This window comes from Nostoc edaphicum CCNP1411 (assembly GCF_014023275.1).
Lineage (GTDB): Bacteria > Cyanobacteriota > Cyanobacteriia > Cyanobacteriales > Nostocaceae > Nostoc > Nostoc edaphicum_A.
In genome coordinates, this window is the sequence record NZ_CP054698.1 from 3,771,206 (window position 1) to 3,791,881 (window position 20,676).

A 20,676-nucleotide genomic window follows, 5' to 3' on the forward strand; every position below is an offset into this window, starting at 1 on the left:
AATTCAAAAATCAAGATGTATTAAGCGATTTATAGGCTGCTGACTCCGAGATCATAAACACGATTAAGTGCTGCCAACTATCAAACAACAGTTAGGTAGTCAAACTGCAAATCAGGTTGAAGAATGTCTTCCTTCTTTAACCTGCCACTAAATTTTAAAAAATTGAAGTTTAGCTGGTTACTTTACCAAGCCAAGATTTACTGCTTGAAATAGTTAATTTCAGAATTTTTCTAAGCGGGCGGCGGGAATCGAACCCGCATTAATAGCTTGGAAGGCTATAGTTTTACCACTAAACTACGCCCGCGCATTTCCAACCCTATAAATGTAACACAGTTTTTGTAAAAATTCAAGCATTTAGTTGGAATTGGCTGGTTGGATTTTGATCCTGACATACAGATTGCTCAATTCTGGTTTTGTGCGATCGTTGTTATGAGCAGCAATAAAGTTTTCTGTTTTGAAAACTTCGCTGAGAACTTGCTCGTATGTGTTTTTTTCACTTTGCAGTGTTGCTGGTTCTATTTCTAGAACTACAGCCTGTTGAAAGTTGCCATTGTTATCAATTATTAAGCTAGCCAAGAGTTGTGCTGGTTCAAGTCCAGAATTGTGGACAAGAAAACTTGAGTCTAATTGTTTTGTATTGCTTCCCCTGTATAAAGCGATAACGTCGGGTAAAGCATCTTGTCGTAATCTTCCTGCTTTTATCAAGTTACTCACTTCATCTCTGAGTAAAGGAGCTACTATTGCTACCGACGCTCCCTGAGCTTGAGTAGGTGGAGTTTCTCCTGTGGGAGTAGGTGGAGTTTCTCCTGTGGGAGTAGGTGGAGTTTCTCCTGTGGGAGTAGGTGGAGTTTCCCTAGTTGGAGTTGGCGGAGTTTCTCCTGTGGGAGTAGGTGGAGTTTCCCTAGTTGGAGTTGGCGGAGTTTCTCCTGTGGGAGTAAGTGGAGTTTCCCTAGTTGGAGTTGGTGAAGTTTCTCCTGTGGGAGTAAGTGGAGTTTCCCTGTTTTCAGGTTCCGAAAGTGGTGGATTTGCTGGAATACCTGGTGGTAGTCGTGTTCCCTTTCCCAATTTGATTTCTTGACGACGGTTCCAAGGTAGATTACCGACTGGAATTGTCGGTGTCGGTGTTGGTGTGACTGTCGGTATTGGTGTGGCTGTCGGTGTCGGTGTCGGTTTAGTAACTGTCCGTTGTCTAAAGGGTTGGCTATTAGGTCGAGAGTCTGCAATGCGGCTCTTTCGCTGTAGATTATCAGCAGAATTTATTGCGCCAATATCTTGATTTCTGGGCGTAGTTCGTGTTGTTTGTGGTGAACGTGCTGGTACAGACTTTTTCGCTGAGGATACTGGCTTTGGCGAAACTGTTTTGGGTGTTGATTTTGATTTGATTATTGATTTTGTGTTGGGAGCAATGTCTATCAATTCAATGGGAACAGCAGATTGACTTTGCTGGGGAAACCACAGGCTAACTGCATTAGATGAGCCCATCAGCCAGAACGCCAGCAAATGCAGAGAGACTGAACCTATAACGACAGAAATCCACAAACCTGGTGGATCGGTGTGTCGCCTCCAGACTTTGGCTGGAATTGGAGTTTTGTCTGCAACCGATGGTGTCATATTATAGAAACTGGATATGATTAGGCACTCTTATTCATTGATAATGCTTTCAAATACCAGTCTAAATTTTAGCGATTAACCATTATCTCTGGTGTAACAGCGAAAGTCAAAACTGTTTCATCTACTCCTTTAAGTTCTAGCGGACTACCTTTAGTAATTTCTCCTTCCTGTAAATAATCTGCCACGGCAGCAGAAACCAGGATTGTACCGGGAACAGCGGCAGCTTGTAATCTAGCAGCAATATTCACACTTGGGCCAATAGCAGTATAATCGGCACGTTCAGCGCTACCAAACATCCCCACAACAGCAGTACCTTGGTGGATACCGCACCGGAACTGGACGCTAGTAAGTTTGTGACCATCGAATACACCTTGGTCTTGCCAGCGTTGGTTCAATTCCGCGAGTGAACGATGCATTGCTCTGGCTGTATTAATAGCACGACGTACCTGTTCATTAGGGGTTAGTTCTTCCGGCGCTCCGTATAAAGCTAAGATAGCGTCTCCCATAAATTTATCTACAGTGCCGCCATTACTAAAGACAACCTTGGTCATGGCTTCTAAATATTCATTTAGCAACTCTGCTACTCGCCGGGATCTGAGAGTATTTGCTAGCTGTGTAAAACCCACAATGTCACTAAACAAAACTGTAATTAAGCGTGGTTCTGGGCGCAAATCTAACGTTAAATCCCCGGTTGCGGCTTTTTGCACCAAGACAGCTGGTAAAAAGCGTTTTAGTACCGATTCTGTTAGATAAGTATTTAACTCCACGATTCGTCGTTCATTTTCCTTCAACGCTAAAAGATTGCGAACTTCCGCCAATAGTTCCCGATCGTTGAATGGTTTTGCTAAATAAGCGTCCGCACCATGTTCTGTACCTTCAATGCGAGTTTCCTCATCTATTTTCGCTGTCAGCAGAATGATTGGTATTCCTTTTAACTTCGCCTCATTGCGAATCATCTGAATCATCTCAAGTCCGCTGACCAAGGGCATCATTAAGTCAGTCACAATCAAGCTGGGTATAATTTCCTTAGCTTTACTGTGCCCTTCATGACCGTTACGAGCCGTCTGTACATGATAGCCATTGCGGCGGAAAATCTCAGATACATAGGTTCGCAAATCCGGGTTGTCATCTACAACTAAAATTGAGTGCTGAGTCTTAAGTGCTGAGTCTTGAGTATCAATACTGGGGGCAAAGTTTTTTGTAATATCTTCAATATGGTCTGTTGTTGACTCTACTAGTTCTAAATCAGCCAATTCTACGCTAGCACGGCTCGTATTCAGTTCTGTTGACGTTTCTAGTACTTGCTGTGCGGGTAAATGAGCATTTCCAGTCACAAGCCATAAACTAAAGGTAGTGCCTTCACCGTAAACTGATTCCACGCTGACTTGACCACCATGTAATTCTACTAATTCTTTAACTAAGGCTAAACCCAAACCGCTGCCTTCATAGGATCGGTTTGCGGAACCTTCAGCTTGGCGGAAGCGCTCAAATAGGTGGGGAATTTGTTCTTGAACAATGCCGATTCCAGTATCTTGTACTTGCAATATGCAACGATTACGTTCAGATTTTAGTCTGACACTGATTGTGCCACCTTCAGGAGTAAACTTCATGGCATTTGACAGAAGGTTATAAACCACCTTGTCAAATTTTTCCATGTCCAAGTACACCGTAGAACATTCATCTAACTGTGTAGTGAGATGCAGTTTCTTTTTCTCACAGTAGGGACGAAAAGATTCCACAATTTGGCTGACAAATTCGACTAAATCGCAGGGATGGAAACTAGGTTGCATTCTTCCCGCATCCAGGCGTTGTAAATCGAGGAGTTGATTTACCAGCCGCAGCAGACGGCGAGAGTTACGCAGGGCGATCGCACTTTGAGAGTAAGATAATCCCTCACCAGCCGCCACCGCTGACTCTAAAGGCCCTTGAATCAAGGTGATGGGTGTGCGAAATTCATGGGAGATATTTTGGAAAAATTCGGTTTTTTGTTTATCTAATTCCAATAAGCGTTCAGCTTGTTGGCGAGTTTTTTGATATAAGTGTGATTGTTGCACAGCGATCGCGGCTTGCGCTGCTACTGCTTTCGCCAAATCGATATCAGATGGCAACCACTGACGTACTTTTTTACCTTCATGCAAAGTAATACTACCAATACATTTGCCATCAGCCAATAATGGCACGAACATGAGCGATCGCGCTGGCATTTTTAAAGGTAAATCAAAACCCCATACATCTGAGGGAGAATGGCTCACATTACCAATTACCACAGGTTCATGTGTCTGTAGCATTTGTTGGAGGATGGGATTCTCTTGTATGGATGCTTGAGAATAAGGTAATCTCTGGGTTGAAAGGTGATTATTGCTACTTGAATTCTTGTCTGAGACTGGCGATGCCTGCGACGGGTTGTGCCTACGCAAATTTTCTGAATGTTGAAAACTGTCATACAAGCCTACACACTCAACAAACTCATCTTCTTCTGTCCACAAAGACAGGACACAGCCATCGACTTGTAAAGCTTGTCCCAATTGCTGAGTGATCGCCGCAAAGATATCTTGGGGATCTAAACTAGAGCGAATCGCGCTAGTAATCGTATTAATTAGAGCTTCTCGCTTGGCAAGGGCACGTACTTGTTCGTAAGCATAAGCTTGAGACAAAGCTAAGGCTGCCTGATCCGCTACCATCAACACTAACTGCACCTCATCATCGCCCCAGAAGCGAGGAACAGAACACTGGTGCAGTGCTAATACTGCCATTAGTTCTTGTTGGCAGATCAAGGGCACAACTAAACTAGAACAAATGTCAGCAGCAGCAAAAGCTTGCCCACGCTCACGCAGTTCGGGAGTATTACCGTGAATACGCTCATCATCGATCACATCATGAATCACCTGGACTTCGCGGGTTTCCCACACTGTCTGAGCCAAAAGAGGCATAGGGGAAAGACTTACTGAAACTTCCCCTCTGCTCCCCTCTTCCTCTGCTCCCCCGTTCCCCTGCTCAAGAGCTTCTTCAGAAACAGCCTTCTGGTAAATGAATCCTTTATCCGCCAACTGCTCATCTTGGAAGGGACGCAACAGACAGACATCCACCTCCAACATATGACCCACTGTATCTACAATTGCTTGCAAAATTTGTCTGTAGTCTAAAGCACTACGAATCGTATTTGTAACCGTATTCAGCAGCGATTCTTGACGGAGTGTGCGGGTAAGTTCGCGGGTTCTGGCTTTGAGAACATTGTGGGTATCCAAAGCTTGACGTACCACTCCTTTGAGTTCCTCAGCTTCCCACGGTTTGGTGACATATTTGAATACCTTACCAGCGTTGATTGCTTCCACCAGGTCTTCGACATCGGTGTAGCCAGTTAAAATAATCCGGATAATATCTGGATATTGAGTTGCTGTCAGGCTCAAAAATTCTGTACCGCTCATCATCGGCATCCGCTGATCGGAGATGATCACCGCGACCTCTCCCTCTTGAGCCAGCAGATCGAGTGCCGCAGGGCCAGAGTTTGCCCTTAGCACCTTATAGTCGCGATAGAAAGTACGGTAAAGCAAGTCAAGGTTGTCTGGTTCATCATCGACAACCAAAATTTTAGGCTTACTGTTTGCTTGGGATTTCATGCACCGCTTTCCTGCTGCAACGGCAGTCGGATAAAGAATAATCTGATCAGGTAAGGATTTTTCTGAGTCAGGTAATAGCAGAGCATTTCGACCAATAAAGCTGCTTGGCTACATGACTGCTGAGTGTAGGAGCGTTTACTCACAGGAATTCGTCTCAATGGCTTGTGCCGATTACCGTTTGCTTTGGTGCAGTGTAATTGCTTTCATAGTCTGTTTTAGTGTTACAGAGTCGATGCTTGCTTGCCAAATCTTCCTTCACCTCCTGTGAGCAATGTCTGATACTACATACAGCGCTCATAGCTAGCTGAAAAATCCAGATGAAGCTGCATATTAAGTTTTCCCTCTGCGGCAGTTGTACTAACATTTGCAGGTAAATTTTATTTATGGTAGTCATGGTAGAGCCAACAAAATTAAAACAATAATATTTAAAGCCAAAGTATACTATTAGACAAATACCTCTTTCTAATTTAGCAATCAGAACTATCATTAAGACAAGTGGTAGTCGTTGAGGAGTCAGAGATTAGGGATGAGGGAGCCTTGTAGATTCTTGTCCCACTAGCTGTACAGCCTATCCCTATGACTCAGTAGAAAAGTAGTCTCGATGTAGCGGCAACTGCAAAAACAGGTTCAGTACTGCAAACAAGGGTGGTTTGAAACCAGAGTTTCCTTATGGTGTACTTACTTAACAATTTTGTAGATGCTGCCTACGGACAAGTTATGCTATGTCTCTGCCCACTCAACCAAAGCTATACCACTTTACAGATGTAACAATCTGATCTCCTCTCTAGCTGAAACAGGGGATGCACCTGAACTTACCAAACTTAAGATTATGGATTTATAAAACCGTAACTCCTAAGACTCTTTCAAAAATACAGGTTATAAAACCCCAAACTAAAGTGTAAAACTTTGTTTGATCCACAAGCAAAAACGAATTAGCAATATCCAGTCAGCTTAATCTCCTGGGCAGCTATTAAGTTTTCATTTAGTTAAAATGGTTTTTTAGGATATTTGAGAAATTTTTCGTTGAATAAAATCAATACTAAACTAGCCTTGAAATATCGGTTTTTTCATCCATACCACCAATTGCCAATCGATCCAGCTTCCTGCCAATTCCAAATTCGTGCGGCTACACCTGCTGATTTGATTGGTGTTGCCCAAATTATTACTGAAAGCTTTCACTCCCACAACGGTATATGGGGATGGGCTTTTCCATTGCTACGTCTGGGTATTTACGAAGACTTAAGGCATCGGATGGCATCACCTGCGCCCCGTCATATTTGTTTAGTAGCTTTTGAAGCTACTAGTGGTGAAGTTAATAACTTAGTGGGAAGTGTGGAATTGGGTGTACGCTACAGTGATTCCTGGAACCAGGTTGGCGTAGGTTTTCCTTACTTATCTAATTTAGCGGTTCACCCAAAATACCGTAGACATGGTGTGGCTTCAGGATTACTTACTAGCTGTGAAAAAGTCTCTCGTGAGTGGGGATTTCAAGACTTATATCTCCATGTTTTAGAAAATAACCATCAAGCAAGACAGCTTTATTTCAAGCTGGGATACCGGGTGCATAAAGTTGAATCTAATTGGAATACATTTTTTCTCAGACGCTCAAGCCAGATGTTATTGCATAAGCACCTGAGTGCTGACTAGATTATCTGAATCGGATTTTAGCAATTGTCAAGTTTTGTATTGCGACTAATTTGGTAATTAAACACAGACGAATCTAATTAAAAATCTAGTCAATATTTAGTGAAGTATCCAGATAACAGCTAAAATCGATTAATTGACGAAGCGAGTAAATAGCTTTTGATAATTCTTTTTAGGAATAATATTTGATTTATACTTTCTTTTTACGAAAAATCTTCTCGGTCATCTTAACAAAGTATCTTTTTAGTAAAAAAAATTAATATTTTCAAAGTATTATATTTTGCATTTTTGGATTTATCATTAACAAATATTTTAAAGTATTAGATATATATAAATAAATGCATTATAATAGCAGCATATGCGAAATTAATTTTAACAAAATCATCACTTCCTCATAATAACTTTGTAATTAAGATATTCATCTTTATAAAAACTTTAATAAAACACTCTAATAGTTTACAGACAAATCTAGTTATATCTCATAAAATATAATCACTCAATTACTGAAACAACACCTATCTATTGCTATTTTAGATAAATTGGCCAGAAAGGTCTTGATAATAAAAGAATTCAAAAACCTGATTTGATATAACAACTAATTTTGTTTTGAAGTGCATACTACTACCACATTCGTTGAAAGTTTAAAAAACATGGATAGCGAACAGCATCGACGCTATCAGACCTCTATGGTATCAACTTATTACCCTGAAACTAGTTTCCTTGACTCTCTTGTCATGTCAGACGGAACTGAGCAATCGCAAAGTTTGGATATCCTGACACGTTTGCACAGTGGAGAAGTCTTCATCGTCAATAGTCGTAGACGAAATGGATTAATACTCTTTAAGCGCTACCATGCAGAGTTTGCTGGGCCTGGGGCTGCTGTGGGTGGGGATTATGATTGTGATTGCCAAAGGGCACTGCCTATAGGTAATCTGTCTTTATTAACTCCCGAATCTAATGAGGATCGCCAGAAGGCTTACTTGATTAGACGACAGTGGATTCGATTGATTAAACAAATTACAGAAAACCCAGTGCCTGGGCAGCGAGTCCAAAAAATTCTTGATCAATTTGAACAATACTTCCCACCAGAAATCGTGCATCTTCTACCGGATGTTGCATTTGCTCTTTTAGTGGGTGTGCTGCCACAAACAGTGGGAATAGTACGCCGTTTGGGTAGTGAGATGGACAGCAGATTTAATTACTGAACTAATTGCTAAGATTCCAAATTTGCCAAAGCAGCTTGTACTCGATTTACGGTGCGGGTGTTTTCTTCTATTGTCCCGACAGTAATTCGTAATCCTCCGCTAATGTGTCGCACAAGAGTGCCGAGTGTCCTAAGTTTTTGGTGGAAAGTTTTTAAAGCAGTATCTTGCGGATGAGAGCCATTTGGTTGAAGACGCAGGTAAATAAAGTTGGCAGCACTTGGAGTAATTTGTAGTTCTGGTTGTTGGGATAAAATTTCGATTAGTTTGGCTCGTTCACTCAGAGTTTGGGAAATTGATTCAAGTAAGAGTGTGCGGTTTTGTAAAGCAACTAATGCTGCTGCGATGGAAAAGCTGGGGAGATTGTAGGGTAAGCGAACTTTTTCTAAGATGGCGATCGCTTCGGGATGAGCGACGCAATAACCGACACGGAGAGATGCTAATCGGAAGGCTTTAGAAAAAGTACGTAATATAATCCAATTAGGGTGTTGAGTTAATTCATGTACTAGAGTATTTTTACTGAATTCAAAATAAGCTTCATCAATTACTACCAAAATATGTTGTGGTAAACTTTTTAGCCATGCCAACTCTGCCGCAGTTAAGCTATTGGCAGTCGGTGAATTGGGATGCACTACGAAAACTACGCGAATGGGAGGATTTTGAGTTTGTTCGATGGCGGACTGTGCGGCGCTGATGTCAATTTCAAAATTGGTTTCATTTCTACCCACTGCCACTACAGGAATGCCCAAAGTTTGTGCCAAAATCCCGTACATAGAGAAAGTGGGATTAGCAACGAGAATTGAACCTTCTCCTCCTAGACAGGTGGCGATTAATAAAGAGCGGATTAGTTCATCTGAACCATTACCAACAGAAATATTGGCAGCAGTAAACAAAGATGGTGAAAGGGCGGCTGACTCGTTGACATACTCGGCGATCGCATCCTTAAGTGTTTCATGTCCACCATCGGGATAACGATTTGTTTCAATTACTTGCTGATACGTCCAGGCTAGCTTCTCTTTTAGCTCAGGTGGTAAATCATAGGGGCTTTCATTTGTATCCAGCCGATCGAACTGTGTGGGGACAGATGCGGCTGTATCGCTGCTGGGGTGGGGTTTGTACGCACTAAATTGTGCTAAATCTGACCGGATGAAGGGAAGCATAGTTTTAGTTATTAGTCATTGGTCATTAGTCATTAGTCATTAGTCATTGGTAACTAACAAAGGACAAATTACTAAGGACATTTAGTTATATAAGAGTTTAATATTTTACAGCCTCAAGGTAATTGGCAAAAGAGTCGAATTGCCTGCCAAATTTCTTCCATAACATTACCTAAAGCGTGGTCACTGTCGAGTTCGACTAACTCCACCCAAGGACGTGAACGCGCAAAGTCACGACTGGCTTCGATGGGGATAACTTCATCCTTTTTTCCATGCAAAATTAGGGTGGGGATAGGACGTTGCAAAAGCTTTTCTTGGTATTGGGCGGCATCTGTCACGAAATTGTAGCTTAAAGGAATTGATCGCCCTTCCCCATAGTGGTAGACCATGATATGTTTTTCTTGCTGCCAACGCTGTACTTCTTCATTTCCTAGCTTGGGCAACCAATGAGATAAAAACCCAAAAGCTGGTGCTAGCAGTACAAGACGCTGTACTTGTAAATATTGCTGACCCAAGTGGGCAGCGGTCAAACCGCCCAAACTTGAGCCAATCAGCGTTACTGGCGTAGAATCATCACTGAATCCTGCCGCAACTTGAGTGATCTGACGAGTGATGGTCAACTGGGAAAAATCGCCGACATTCAAATCGGGAATTTTCAGCTTTGTTTTAATTTGGGAAAAGCGATCGCTTATATCCCGTGCTTTGGCAGAATTAGGGCTGGAAGCAAAGCCGTGCAAGTAGATATACTGAGTAAACATCCAAGTTTTACCGTTAGGGTCATCCTTAGTCATTTGTCATTGGTCATTAGTTTTAGCTTAAACAGTAAGAGACAAAAGACAAAGGACAATGACCTAGTTAACGCATTGTGACAAATTCCTCTGCGGCTGAGGGATGAATACCCACAGTAGCGTCAAAGTCTTTTTTGGTTGCGCCCATTTTCACAGCGATCGCCATACCTTGAATAATCTCGGCTGCATTTTCACCTACCATGTGAGCGCCCAGCACTTTATCAGTCTTGCTATCAACCACTAACTTCATCATTATCTTCTCTTGCTTACCAGTCAAACTGTGGTACATGGGCCGGAAGCGAGTGCGATAAATTGTAACAGCATCACCAAGTTTCTCGCGGGCTTCGGCTTCTGTCCAGCCGACGGTCGCGGATTCTGGATTAGAAAATATGGCTGTGGGAACAGTTTCGTGAGAAAATTCACGGCGGTTATTCCCAAATTCACTATCGGCAAAAGCGCGACCTTCGCCAATGGCCACGGGAGTTAAACTGATTCGGTCAGTGACATCGCCAACAGCGAAAATATTTGGTTGACTAGTTTGACTATATTCATTGACTGCGATCGCATTTGTAGTGTCATATCCAGGGCCTTCGATAGAACTAGGGACAACATCAACCCCAGCATTTTCTAAACCTAGTCCATCTACATTGGGAGTTCGACCTGTCGCAACTAAAAATACGTCGGCAATTATTGGTTCTTGATCGTCTCCTGATAAAGTCAGTTTCAAACCTTCTGGCACACGTTCAATTGCTTTCACCACATTATTCTTAATCAACCGAATTCCGTGATTCGTCATTCCCTCTTCAATTTCTGTACGGACATCCTCATCAAAACCCTTCAAAATCTTTTCACCTCTGGTAATTTGTGTTACCTCAGAACCCAAACCGCGCATAATACAAGCAAATTCTGTGCCAATATAACCAGCGCCAATAATGACGATGTGTTTTGGTTGTTCTTTTAAATGAAAGATTTCGTTGGAGGTAATGCTATATTCCACTCCTGGTAAATCTGGCTTGACAGGACGCCCACCAACAGCAATTAAAATTTTGTCTGCTGTAACTTTTCGTCCATCAACTTCTACCGTGTGGGGGTCTACCAATGTGGCGCGACCTGAAATTAGTTCCACTCCGGCTTTTTCTAAAAAGCTTATATGTAGTTGCGACAGTCGCCGAACTTCATTATCTATAGATGTAATGAAATATTCCCAGTTAAACTCAGCATTACCCACTTTCCAGCCATAGCCTGAAGCGTCACTGAACAATGCAGGAAAGTGAGAGCCATAGACCATAAGTTTTTTGGGAACACAACCGCGAATCACACAAGTGCCACCAACTAAATCATATTCAGCGATCGCCACTTTTGCGCCATAACTAGCCGCTCTTTTGGAAGCCGCCAAACCTCCAGAACCCGCACCAATCACAAACAGGTCGTAATCAAAAGTCATAAATTTATGTTCTCTTTAGCAACAAATCAGTTCCTGGGAACTTACACACAGAATGTGATTGAACTATATAAGGATATCTGGTGAACCCTGTATAAGTCCTGTCCTTGATTTAATCTAGCGTTAGCAGATGTTATCTCGTCGTAGGGAATATCACTTTTTGCTGTGATTGCTGTAGAGGGAGTAACTACAATTGTTTGTTATGGTTATGCCTCTGGTGTGGGGTATAAGTCTTAGCTGCTGCGTTGTAACAGCTAAGTTCCATCAGGATTTACACAATATTAATAAAACAAACCGTGTTCGGTGTTTGCAGAGCATCTATCTTGTACCCCCATTAGTATTTTTATGTGCTTGGAGAGTCACTTGGAGTTACAGGTGTTGGCTCAATTGGGGTATCAGGTGTTGTCTCAATTGGAGTTACAGGTGTTGTCTCAATTGGAGTTACAGGTGTTGGCTCAATTGGGGTTACAGGTGTTGGCTCAATTGGAGTTACAGGTGTTGTCTCAATTGGAGTTACAGGTGTTGGCTCAATTGGAGTTACAGGTGTTGTCTCAATTGGGGTGTTGGGTGTTGTCTCAATTGGGGTGTCGGGTGTTGGCTCAATTGGAGTTACAGGTGTTGGCTCAATTGGGGTGTCGGGTGTTGTCTCAATTGGAGTGTTGGGTGTTGTCTCAATTGGGGTGTCGGGTGTTGGCTCAATTGGAGTTACAGGTGTTGGCTCAATTGGGGTGTCAGGTGTTGGCTCAATTGGGGTGTCGGGTGTTGTCTCAATTGGAGTTACAGGTGTTGGCTCAATTGGGGTGTCGGGTGTTGGCTCAATTGGGGTGTCGGGTGTTGGCTCAATTGGGGTGTCGGGTGTTGTCTCAATTGGAGTTATGGGTGTTGTCTCAATTGGAGTTATGGGTGTTGTCTCAATTGGGGTGTTGAGTAATTTCTCAATTGGGGTGTTGAGTAATTTCTCAATTGGGGTGACTGGTGTTGTCTTAGTTGGGGTGACTGGTGTTGTCTCAATTGGGGTTACTGGTGTTGTCTCAGTTGGGGTGTCGGATGTTGTCTCAATTGGGGTGACTGGTGTTGTCTCAGTTGGGGTGTCGGATGTTGTCTCAATTGGGGTGACTGGTGTTGTCTCAGTTGAGGCGTTGGGTTTTGTCTCAGTTGAGGCGTTGGGTTTTGTCTCAGTTGAGGCGTTGGGTTTTGTCTCAGTTGAGGCGTTAGGTGTTGTCTTAGCTGGGGTGTCGGGTGTAGGAGTTAGCTTCATTTCAAATACTCCCTCGCCTTTTATCGGTGGCTGTGCTTCCAAAGCCTCAACAGTTTCGGCTTGAACACTTGTGATTGCAGGATCAGGTGTAGGTACAGGATTTTGCCTGTTCAAATCAAGTTCTCGAACCAGTTGGCTCGTTTCATAAAAATTTCTTAGATCAAAATCATATAACCTATCAAATTTCCCTTTAACTATAATCACCATTTGCCCTGCTTCCAACACCTGAGTTTCAGAAGCTTCCTTGTTAGAAACTTCAATGCCGCTATTTGTTAGCGCACCCACAATAGTGGTGTCTGTTTGTTGGTCGTAGCGCACAAATAATGCTGAACCACGAATTGCTGCTGCTGCATTTGGTGTTTGTATACGTGTTTGTCCTTGTCCTGGTGGGATGAGCAGCAACACAGTCCCATTTGACAGTTTAAAGTCACGAGTCTTCGGTAAAAATTGAAATAACGCCTGTTCTCCAACTCGTGCCAAAGAGCCATCGTTGAAACGTAAATCTGCTAGGGAAGCTCTACCAGTTGACAACCCGTCCCCAGGAGTCATCGCATCTAATTTGCGTGCAGGACGTTTCTTCAATTTATCTTTCGGTATCAGTTGTACGATGTTGCGGAGGTTCTGAATCTCTGCTCGCGTTAGAGGAGTTATGGCGCTTACCCGATTTGGCAAAGGCAGCACTATAACTGCCCATAAACTAATCACCAATAATGGAAACGATTTATAAAACATAGGTTAATAATTTTTGAGCTTCAACTAATACAAAAAAAATTAATTTTTAATCTAAATGCTAATTTTTATAGGATTTTTTTAGGTAAATTTATTTGAATTTTTATTTACTTTCTAATAAATAGAGGAGATTATAAGTAAACTATATAAATGCATGTTTGGTTTTTAAGAAAAATCAATATTATTTTATTACTTTTTTTCTCTTCCCTGCTCCCTCCCTACGCAAGTAACTTCAGGAATAAAACCAGATTAGTAGTATGTACTTAGTTGATTGAATTTTTCCTTCCGAAACTAACATTAGTGTGTAATAAAATCTGTAGCAGATTTAAAAATTAGTATTTGATATCAACAATTAAATAATGAGTACGTTACATATAATTCTCTCTAATCATTTCAGCCAAAGGGTTATCAGTTATGCAGGACAAGAAGTTGCGAGGGATTTTTTGTGAGATTACTCACTGGCTATATTTCACTAAATTTCAGCAGAAACTTGATCGGGGCATTTCAGTTTTACACAATAATGTGGGAAAAAATCCGAAAAGCAACAATTTTAGTTTGTAGTTTCAGTATATACCTACAAGGCTAAAATAGATGCAGTCAATTGCCTATTCGGAATCGGAACTTCCGGTACAGCTTGTGGGTCTACATTTGCCAAACGCGATCAACGCGATCTAACCAGATGCGACTCCAAAACTGGAAAAATTTGTTTTTTTGTATTTTATTAGCATCCAGTGGTGGAAGCTGGTGTTGCATTAGAGTAGATGCGGCAGAATCTGCAAATACAGATATTTCGCGTCCTAACAGTTTAGTAAGCACACAGGTAAGTTATCAACGGTTATGTCAGAAGTTGGAACAAGAGGCAATTAACTATCTGTGCAAGCAGTCGAGTGAGTCGCATTTTTTAGACTCTCAAATGCCGTTAAATCTGACACAGCAAGCACCAGAAACACCTCAAACTCCAGTCCAAACTGAAGAACTTGAAAATGCTCAAAGGCAAAATGACCCGCCACAGCTAGAATCGCAGCCAAGTAATTTGCCAATATCTCCTTCAGACTCAAAAGAGCGACTATTAAAGACACCTGAGATAGATTATTCTCAAAGGCTAGAGAGGCTAATAGAACTGCTGCGATCGCCAAAACAACCACCTGAGTCTGATAGCGATCGCGAATTGGGGTTGCGGGTGCGGTTAAGACCCCTAGAACAGCAGCTACCACCAATAGAACAACCCATCATACCTAAGAATTTTAAACCAATAGGCTACCTACAGGGCCGTGTAGGCTACTTCCAGACGACTAATATTTTTTCCTCAGATGATAGTCCCATAGAAGATGGTTTAATTATTTCTGGACTGACACTAGCCTCTGCATATTTCCCTTTGACATCTAAGACTTATTTAAACGCCTCAATTGATGGCAATCTCATTCGTTACATAAATCAGTCACAATATCATTACAACCAGGTGAGATTGAATCTCAGTCTTTACCAGCATCTATCCCAGCGGATGTATGGAGAAATCACTTGGAGCAATCAACACTTATTTTATGCCAACAACAGCGATCGCCTGGATGGCTTTAAAGCAGGCGATCGCTTTTTAAATGAGAATTCCCTGCAACTGTCTTTAGGAAGGCGAGATCCCTTAACTTCAAGATTAACCCTAGATAGCTTTTACGAATTGAGTGTAAATTTTGCTGATCCACCGAGTCGTAATCGGATAACCAATACCTTTTGGGTGTCTCTGAACTACTACTTGCAAAAGCCTCTCCAGGTTGGCATTAACTACCAGGGTAACTTCTCAGACTTTACACAACGCGATCGAGAAGACCAATTTCATCGGCTATTCGGGCACTTAAATTACCGAATATCCAATACTAGTAATCTGAATTTACAGGCTGGAGCAAGTTTGGGTAGTTCAACCGCCGAAAACATTGATTTTGATGGCTGGTTCTTCAGTATTAATTACAGTTTGCAATTAGGTCGGTTTTGAAATTTGTCATTTGTCATTAGTCATTAGTCATTTGTTAAAAACCAATGACTAATGACTACATATAACTAATCCAATCACTCCAACTGCCCGCATAAAGTTTACCTTTGGTAATATCAGCTAATTCTAAAGAAAGTAAATTTACGCAAGCAGTAACGCCAGAACCGCAATATACCAAGATTTCTTCGGCTGTTTCTAGCTTCTCCCACCGACGACGTTGTTCCTCTTGAGGGAGTAGGTAGCCGGAAGAATCTGTAACTTCTTGCCAAGGATAGTTGACTGCGCCGGGAATATGCCCAGCAATTTTATCAATTGGCTCTCGTTCTCCTCGGTAGCGATCGCTTTCTCTTGAATCTACCAATACTACCTCGTGGCTATCTTTCCGACTTTTCACCGCTGTAATATCTACCACCTTTTCTGTTTGTACTTGAGCTACAAACGTACCCATTCGGGCGGGAGGAATAACATCTGTAACAGGATAACCAGCTTTTTGCCATCCAGCAAAGCCTCCATCCAGTACTGCTACTTGCTCATGTCCGAGATAGCGCAACAGCCACCACAGACGAGCCGCAAAGGCAAAGCGCGAATCATCATAAGCTACAACTAAAGTTTTTTGGTAATTTACCCCAATCGCCGCAAATTTCTTCGCTATATCATTAGAGTTAGGTAAAGGATGTCTTCCACCATGCTTACCCACTGGACTAGAAAGATCCTGATTCAAATCTAGGTAATATGACCCCTTTATATGACTTGTCTGGTACTGTTGTTGTCCTAGTTGTGGATCGGCTAGGGAAAAGCGACAATCCACAATAACGACTTGCGGATCATCTAGATGTTCAAACAGCCAAGTTGGCGAAACAACAAATTGGGAATTGGGCATTGGTCATTATTTAGTTTTTTTGTAAGATGTCAGACTTAGAGAATTTTACACCTAAGCTCACAGCAGATGGTTCTTTCACCTTTGTCTCTCAAGAGTTTGGTGAATCCTTTCACAGCCATTATGGAGCTACGCAGGAGAGTTTTTCCAAGTTTGTGGAACCGACTCAACTGGCTATAGCAGCGCAAAAACCAGTCTTACGACTATTGGATATTTGTTATGGTCTAGGATATAACACGGTTGCTGCTTTGCAGACAATTTGGGCGGTGAATCCTAGTTGTTGTGTGGAAGTAATCGGTTTAGAACTAAATCCAGCTGTACCACAAGCTGCGATCGCTCATCGCCTGTTCGACAATTGGAACTGTAACTATGTTGAAATGTTGCAAGAGCTAGCTTTTGAGCATCAAGTGGAAACACCTCGCCTAAAAGCGAAGCTACTAATTGGCGATGCTAGAACTACGATAAAGCTAGTACATCAATCGGGTTTTTGGGCAGATGCAATTTTCCTCGATCCCTTTTCACCACCTCAATGTCCTCAATTATGGACTGTTGAATTTATTAAACAGCTGTCATTGTGCTTACATCCAGATGGTTTATTAGCCACCTATTCTTGTGCTGCTGCTGTACGCATAGCGCTTTTATCTGCTGGCTTGATCATAGGTTCTACTCCACCTGTGGGAAGGCGATCGCCTGGTACTGTGGCATCGCACGCAAAAGGTGGGGAAGCAGAAGTTAGTTCACCCAAAGAGTCTTCTCTGCCCCTCTCACAAATTGAAAAAGAACACTTGCTAACTCGCGCTGCTATTCCTTATCGCGATCCTCAATTGAGCGATCCAACCAAAGTCATAGTGATGCGGCGACAACAAGAGCAAGAAATCTCTTCGCTGGAACCTACCTCCCGTTGGCGAAAAAGGTGGCTATTAGGAAAACAAAGTAGAGATTTTTTGGGAAGTAGTTTGTAGTTCGGTTGTGATGTCTACGACGGGCTACACCTGAGCAGCTACAAATCTCATCTTTAGTCCTTAATTCCACAAAAGTAAACATTTTTTGGCAAAATTTCTGATTTCTTTATTCACATACTCAGGCAACGAGTTTTTACAAGCCAAATAGCTTGTTTTTGTGGTAGTATTTAATATCACATTAACATTGACAGTACTTGAGTATTGCTATAACTAAGTAAGTAAAAACATGTATATATAATAATTACAATAAGGATTTAGCACTCAAAACCCGATATCTCAATATAAAGTGGTAAAATATAACGTTTTCTGACGCTACTGGGTTAAATAATCTCCGTAAAAAACCTGATTTAACATTTGTGAAAATTCATCATACTGGAAATTAGGAGCAAAAAATTTGACAACAAGATACACCTTGTTCGTAACATAAAAGATACATACTGCAAAAAACTCAAATAGGCAGTTTGATATCATACATAATCCCTATGAAAACTACGGCTCAGATACCATCGAATATTAATTTTTTTTGAAATCTAACACTATTAACTTGTGCAAAAACTTGGAGTGCCTTTGTGATTCAATGGAAATCCAACCATACAGGCTTTACAGAACAAATTGTTAGTGGGTCAAACCCCATTAACACAGTGAAGAGTATGGGTTTAAATAATACCGTAGGATCGCAAAATGCGGAGAGTTATTCTTTAGGCTTATCTCAAGGAGACCTTATGCTTGAAGATAGCCAAGCAGTGTCTTCTTGGATAAAAGCTGATGTTAGTTGTGGTGATGATTCACTGGTTTCTAGAACACTACAAGCCAAAGGTTCTAAAGTGAATGGGTTTGATTTAGATCCGCCGAAGGTTTTAGTTGTTGACGATCATGCCGCCAGTCGGATGACTGCTGTTGCCCTCTTGGGGATGGAAGGATACGAAGTGATTGAGGCGGACAGTGGTTCCATTGTTGTGGGATTGGTAACTCAAAAACAACCAGATTTGATTTTGCTGGATGTGATGATGCCAGGAATGGATGGATTTGAAGTGTGCCAATTGCTTAAACAGGATGAGCAGACTAGGTTAATCCCAGTGATTTTTATTACAGCGTTAAATGACAGGCGATCGCGAATCCGGGGAATTGAAGTTGGTGCAGATGATTTTCTCACCAAACCCTTTGATCGAGTGGAACTGTCGGCGCGTGTAAAATCCTTGGTGCGGCAAAAGCGTCTGAACGAAGATTTAGACCATGCCGAACAAGTACTATTTTCCATTGCCATGTCCATTGAAAGTCGCGATCCCAATACGGGCAACCATTGTGAACGGCTAGTAAAACTGGGACAAGTTTTTGGTGAATACCTCGGCCTATCACGCTATCAAATTCGAGATTTAATGTGGGGTGGTTATCTCCACGATATCGGTAAGGTGGGTATTCCCGATGCAGTGCTGCTGAAAAAAGGCGAACTCACCCCCGAAGACTGGCAGATCATGCAGCAGCACGTTTTAATTGGGGAAAAAATCTGCCAACCACTACGCAGTATGCGGGGTGTAATTCCCATTATTCGTCATCACCACGAACGCTGGAATGGCTCAGGCTACCCTGATCAACTCAAGGGGGATGATATTCCCTACCTGGCGCAAGTATTTCAGTTAATTGATATTTACGATGCCCTAACCAGCGAACGACCTTACAAAAAAGCTTTTACATCAGCAGAAGCACTTTCAGTGATGCAAAAAGAAACTGATTCCGGTTGGCGTAGTCCCAAACTAATGCAGCAGTTTGCAGAGTTTATTCGCTCTTGTCATGGAAAAGAAAGAAAGTAGGGAGTAGGGAGTAGGGAATAATTTGAATTTCTAGCTACTGTGATGAACGCTAATTGGTATTATTGCAACTTGCACCTTTGATCAGTTAATTTCTCACAACTCCTGAATTCTGACTCCTTTGATAATTTCAGTCTTCTATAATTAGCTGGTATGATTTGAGCCTGTATTTCAAAGTACCAACAGCATTAATCACAATTTCACTGATAGCTGATAGCTAATTATGGTAGTTGTAGCAATTCTAGCGGCGGGACGCGGCACACGGATGAAATCACGCTTACCTAAAGTTTTACATTCTTTGGGTGGGCGATCGCTAGTGGAGAGAGTTCTCGAAAGTGTAGAACCACTTTCTCCCTCACGGCGAATCGTGATTGTGGGATATCAATCCGAGGAAGTGCAAGCCGCCATGCATTTAATTCCCAGTTTGGAGTTTGTCGAACAGACTGTGCAATTGGGTACAGGTCATGCCATCCAGCAATTACTGCCTCACTTGGAAGACTACACAGGGGATTTGTTGATACTTAACGGCGATTTACCGTTGATACGCACCCAAACCCTCAAGCAGATGTTACAAACTCACGCCCAAAATCAAAACGCCGCCACCATTCTTACCTCCCACCTACCCGATCCCACGGGCTACGGGCGCGTTTTTTGTAACGATGAAAATATTGTGCAGCAAATGGTCGAACATAAAGATTGTAGTGCTGCCCAAAGACAAAATCACCGCATTAACGCTGGAGTTTACTGCTTCCGTTGGCCAGATTTGGCAAAAGTGCTTCCCCATTTACAGGCAAACAATGCCCAAAAAGAATACTATCTCACCGATGCCGTAACTCAGGTAGGACAAGTGATGGCAGTGGATGTGGAAGATTACCAAGAAATTCTCGGTATCAACGATCGCTTGCAACTGGCAACAGCATCCGAGATTTTGCAAAAACGAGTCAAGGAAAAATGGATGCTAGCGGGTGTAACCCTCATCGATCCCACAAGCATCACCATTGATGAAACTGTAGAATTACAGCCGGATGTCATTATTGAACCCCAAACTCATCTACGGGGAAATACTGTGATTCAAACAGGAAGTCACATTGGGCCAGGGAGTTTAATTGAAAATAGCCAGTTGGCTGAAAATGTCACAGTGCACTATTCAGTAGTAATAAATAGCACTGTGCAGGCAGGAACCCGAATTGGCCCCTATGCTCATTTGCGCGGTCAGGTACAGGTGGGTGCTGGTTGCCGCGTGGGGAATTTTGTGGAATTGAAAAATACGCAATTAGGCGATCGCACTAATGCAGCCCATTTATCTTATATAGGTGATACCGTTGTCGGCAATCAGGTGAATATTGGTGCCGGTACTATTACTGCCAATTATGACGGCGTGAAAAAACATCGTACCAAAATAGGCGATCGCACTAAAACTGGTGCTAATAGCGTTTTAGTGGCTCCACTCACCTTGGGAGATGATGTCTATATTGCAGCTGGTTCTACAGTCACAGAAGATGTGCCTGATAATTCTCTGGTGATTGCCCGTAGCCGTCAGGTAGTGAAACCAGCTTGGCGCAAGAAAAGCCAATAAAGCGATAATTAAATCATCAAATTAGCTG

14 protein-coding genes and 1 tRNA gene are annotated in these 20,676 nt (G+C 42.2%); 6 read left to right on the plus strand and 9 right to left on the minus strand.

The window, feature by feature from the left end; all coding sequences use genetic code 11:
- Positions 1 to 233: 233 nt before the first annotated feature.
- The 4 genes from HUN01_RS18450 to HUN01_RS18465 form a co-directional block, all read right to left on the minus strand.
- Positions 234 to 304 (minus strand) — tRNA-Gly (locus HUN01_RS18450).
- 50 nt (positions 305 to 354) lie between these two features.
- Positions 355 to 1,611 carry a hypothetical protein gene (locus HUN01_RS18455; RefSeq protein ID WP_181932470.1) on the minus strand — a complete coding sequence of 419 codons (1,257 nt, stop codon included), beginning with the start codon at positions 1,609 to 1,611 and terminating at the stop codon, positions 355 to 357.
- Positions 1,612 to 1,679: 68 nt separating this feature from the next.
- Positions 1,680 to 5,228 (minus strand): response regulator, encoded by a 3,549-nt coding sequence (locus tag HUN01_RS18460; RefSeq protein ID WP_181932471.1) that lies wholly within the window; start codon positions 5,226 to 5,228, stop codon positions 1,680 to 1,682.
- On the minus strand, positions 5,225 to 5,371 hold the full coding sequence (locus tag HUN01_RS18465; protein WP_181932472.1) for a hypothetical protein: 147 nt from the start codon (positions 5,369 to 5,371) through the stop codon (positions 5,225 to 5,227). Before HUN01_RS18465 ends, HUN01_RS18460 begins: the two co-directional genes overlap by 4 nt.
- Before the next feature lie 880 nt (positions 5,372 to 6,251).
- Between HUN01_RS18465 and HUN01_RS18470 the strand changes: the two genes are divergently transcribed.
- Together HUN01_RS18470 and HUN01_RS18475 are read left to right on the plus strand one after the other, a co-directional pair.
- The gene (locus tag HUN01_RS18470) at positions 6,252 to 6,875 is read left to right on the plus strand and encodes a GNAT family N-acetyltransferase (protein ID WP_420832805.1); all 624 of its coding nucleotides are present in this window, start codon (positions 6,252 to 6,254) and stop codon (positions 6,873 to 6,875) included.
- Between the two features lie 647 nt (positions 6,876 to 7,522).
- Positions 7,523 to 8,077, plus strand: a complete 555-nt coding sequence (locus tag HUN01_RS18475; RefSeq protein WP_069071117.1) for a hypothetical protein — start codon at positions 7,523 to 7,525, stop codon at positions 8,075 to 8,077.
- An 8-nt stretch (positions 8,078 to 8,085) separates the two neighbouring features.
- On the opposite strand, the gene HUN01_RS18480 is transcribed toward HUN01_RS18475, so the two are convergent.
- The 4 genes from HUN01_RS18480 to HUN01_RS36320 all read right to left on the minus strand — a co-directional run bounded on the left by HUN01_RS18480 (position 8,086) and on the right by HUN01_RS36320 (position 13,450).
- On the minus strand, positions 8,086 to 9,234 hold the full coding sequence (locus HUN01_RS18480) for a histidinol-phosphate transaminase (RefSeq protein WP_181932474.1): 1,149 nt from the start codon (positions 9,232 to 9,234) through the stop codon (positions 8,086 to 8,088).
- A gap of 113 nt (positions 9,235 to 9,347) precedes the next feature.
- Positions 9,348 to 9,989, minus strand: a complete 642-nt coding sequence (locus HUN01_RS18485) for a YqiA/YcfP family alpha/beta fold hydrolase (RefSeq protein ID WP_181932732.1) — start codon at positions 9,987 to 9,989, stop codon at positions 9,348 to 9,350.
- Between the two features lie 97 nt (positions 9,990 to 10,086).
- Entirely contained in the window at positions 10,087 to 11,463 is a 1,377-nt protein-coding gene (gene gor, locus HUN01_RS18490) for a glutathione-disulfide reductase (protein ID WP_181932475.1), read from the minus strand.
- 340 nt (positions 11,464 to 11,803) lie between these two features.
- Positions 11,804 to 13,450, minus strand: coding sequence for a FecR domain-containing protein (locus tag HUN01_RS36320; RefSeq protein WP_181932476.1), 1,647 nt, complete (start codon positions 13,448 to 13,450; stop codon positions 11,804 to 11,806).
- 676 nt (positions 13,451 to 14,126) lie between these two features.
- Here HUN01_RS36320 and HUN01_RS18500 point away from each other — a divergent pair.
- The gene (locus HUN01_RS18500; RefSeq protein WP_181932477.1) at positions 14,127 to 15,431 is read left to right on the plus strand and encodes a porin family protein; all 1,305 of its coding nucleotides are present in this window, start codon (positions 14,127 to 14,129) and stop codon (positions 15,429 to 15,431) included.
- Between the two features lie 55 nt (positions 15,432 to 15,486).
- On the opposite strand, the gene HUN01_RS18505 is transcribed toward HUN01_RS18500, so the two are convergent.
- Positions 15,487 to 16,308, minus strand: a complete 822-nt coding sequence (locus HUN01_RS18505) for a sulfurtransferase (protein ID WP_181932478.1) — start codon at positions 16,306 to 16,308, stop codon at positions 15,487 to 15,489.
- A 26-nt stretch (positions 16,309 to 16,334) separates the two neighbouring features.
- Between HUN01_RS18505 and HUN01_RS18510 the strand changes: the two genes are divergently transcribed.
- The 3 genes from HUN01_RS18510 (at position 16,335) to glmU (ending at position 20,648) form a co-directional block, all read left to right on the plus strand.
- Positions 16,335 to 17,267 (plus strand): tRNA (5-methylaminomethyl-2-thiouridine)(34)-methyltransferase MnmD, encoded by a 933-nt coding sequence (locus tag HUN01_RS18510; protein ID WP_181932479.1) that lies wholly within the window; start codon positions 16,335 to 16,337, stop codon positions 17,265 to 17,267.
- Between the two features lie 569 nt (positions 17,268 to 17,836).
- Positions 17,837 to 19,075, plus strand: coding sequence for a response regulator (locus HUN01_RS18515; RefSeq protein WP_181932480.1), 1,239 nt, complete (start codon positions 17,837 to 17,839; stop codon positions 19,073 to 19,075).
- A 220-nt stretch (positions 19,076 to 19,295) separates the two neighbouring features.
- Positions 19,296 to 20,648, plus strand: a complete 1,353-nt coding sequence (gene glmU, locus HUN01_RS18520) for a bifunctional UDP-N-acetylglucosamine diphosphorylase/glucosamine-1-phosphate N-acetyltransferase GlmU (protein WP_181932481.1) — start codon at positions 19,296 to 19,298, stop codon at positions 20,646 to 20,648.
- The last annotated feature ends 28 nt before the right edge of the window (positions 20,649 to 20,676 follow it).

What these genes read in the sequence shown, in the direction of transcription:
- HUN01_RS18455 (WP_181932470.1), bottom strand. Translation starts at nt 1,611, where the DNA reads ATGACACCATCGGTTGCAGACAAAACTCCAATTCCAGCCAAAGTCTGG.
- HUN01_RS18460 (WP_181932471.1), bottom strand. Translation starts at nt 5,228, where the DNA reads ATGAAATCCCAAGCAAACAGTAAGCCTAAAATTTTGGTTGTCGATGAT.
- HUN01_RS18475 (WP_069071117.1), top strand. Translation starts at nt 7,523, where the DNA reads ATGGATAGCGAACAGCATCGACGCTATCAGACCTCTATGGTATCAACT.
- HUN01_RS18480 (WP_181932474.1), bottom strand. Translation starts at nt 9,234, where the DNA reads ATGCTTCCCTTCATCCGGTCAGATTTAGCACAATTTAGTGCGTACAAA.
- HUN01_RS18485 (WP_181932732.1), bottom strand. Translation starts at nt 9,989, where the DNA reads ATGTTTACTCAGTATATCTACTTGCACGGCTTTGCTTCCAGCCCTAAT.
- gor (WP_181932475.1), bottom strand. Translation starts at nt 11,463, where the DNA reads ATGACTTTTGATTACGACCTGTTTGTGATTGGTGCGGGTTCTGGAGGT.
- HUN01_RS36320 (WP_181932476.1), bottom strand. Translation starts at nt 13,450, where the DNA reads ATGTTTTATAAATCGTTTCCATTATTGGTGATTAGTTTATGGGCAGTT.
- HUN01_RS18500 (WP_181932477.1), top strand. Translation starts at nt 14,127, where the DNA reads ATGCGACTCCAAAACTGGAAAAATTTGTTTTTTTGTATTTTATTAGCA.
- HUN01_RS18505 (WP_181932478.1), bottom strand. Translation starts at nt 16,308, where the DNA reads ATGCCCAATTCCCAATTTGTTGTTTCGCCAACTTGGCTGTTTGAACAT.
- HUN01_RS18510 (WP_181932479.1), top strand. Translation starts at nt 16,335, where the DNA reads ATGTCAGACTTAGAGAATTTTACACCTAAGCTCACAGCAGATGGTTCT.
- glmU (WP_181932481.1), top strand. Translation starts at nt 19,296, where the DNA reads ATGGTAGTTGTAGCAATTCTAGCGGCGGGACGCGGCACACGGATGAAA.